Source organism: Flavobacterium bomense (assembly GCF_003970355.1).
Map to the genome: position 1 here is coordinate 1 of NZ_RYDJ01000102.1, position 1411 is coordinate 1411.

At 37.9% G+C, this 1411-nt stretch carries 2 protein-coding genes; both read right to left on the reverse strand.

What is annotated here, in order from left to right:
- A partial coding sequence (locus EKL98_RS15865; RefSeq protein ID WP_148104437.1) for a DUF58 domain-containing protein occupies positions 1–804 on the reverse strand: 804 nt, incomplete at its 3' end.
- Positions 805–891: 87 nt separating this feature from the next.
- Positions 892–1411, reverse strand: a 520-nt coding sequence (locus EKL98_RS15870) for an AAA family ATPase (RefSeq protein ID WP_148104438.1), incomplete at its 5' end; no start/stop codon positions are given.

A 1411-nucleotide genomic window follows, 5' to 3' on the forward strand; every position in this document is an offset into this window, starting at 1 on the left:
TACAACACCAGCACCCGATTTGCTAAATGTTTCTTTGAAATATTTCAGCTTCTCTTGATAGTATTTTTCATAATTGATTCGTACTGATTTTGAACCTGTATTAATCAATTGTATTTCGCCGGTTTCGGCATCGAGCATTGAAACCATTCCTAAATTTGGCATTTTTTCTTCGCGAATATCATACACTCGAATACCGGTAATATCGTGTTTCTTGGAAGCAATTTTCAAAGTATGCTCATAATCTTCGGAAATAAAATCGGAAATCACGAACACAATCGCTTTCTTTTTTTGAGTGCTCGACAAGAATTTCAAAGCCTGAGCGATATCAGTTTTGTGGCTTTTAGGTTCGAATTCGATTAATTCTCGAATGATTCTCAAAACGTGCGAACGTCCTTTTTTGGGTGGAATGTACAATTCGATTTGGTCCGAAAACAAAATTAAACCAATCTTGTCGTTGTTTTGTGTGGCNGAAAATGCCATTGTAGCGGCAATTTCGGTAACGATATCTTTCTTGAATTGGTTTTTGGAACCAAAACTTTCTGAACCCGAAATATCCACCATCAACATCATGGTCAATTCGCGTTCTTCCTCGAAAACTTTTACATGAGCTTCGTTGTAACGAGCCGTCACATTCCAGTCAATGGCACGAATATCATCGCCATATTGGTAAGGACGCACTTCACTAAAAGTCATTCCACGACCTTTGAACGACGTATGATATTCACCCGAAAAGATATGATCACTCAATCTTCGGGTTTTGATTTCTATTTTTCTTACTTTTTTTAAGAGGTCTTTTGTTTCCATTGCTTCAGATTGCAGGCTTCAGGTTGCAGATTGCAGAACGCAGATTTCAGATTGATGACTACTGCCATCTGAAATCTGCTATCTGATTTACGGTACTTCAATCTCGTTTACGATTTTGTTGATAATATCAACTGAAGTGATATTTTCGGCTTCGGCTTCGTAAGTGATTCCAATTCTGTGACGTAATACATCGTGAACCACGGCGCGAACGTCTTCTGGAATTACATAACCACGACGTTTTATAAAAGCGTAACATTTTGCCGCATTAGCCAAATTAATACTTCCACGAGGCGATGCTCCAAAACTGATTAATGGTTTCAAATCGGCCAATTTATATTTCTCTGGATAACGGGTGGCGAATATAATGTCCAGTATGTATTTTTCTATTTTTTCATCCATGTAAACCTCCCGAACAGCTTCTTGCGCACGTAAAATTTGTTCTACAGAAACAACTGGATTTACTTTTTCGTAATTTCCTTTTAGGTTTTGACGAACCACCATTCTTTCGTCTTCCATTTTTGGATAATCAATCACGGTTTTCAACATAAAACGATCGACTTGTGCTTCTGGCAAAGGATAGGTTCCTTCTTGTTCGATTGGGTTTTGT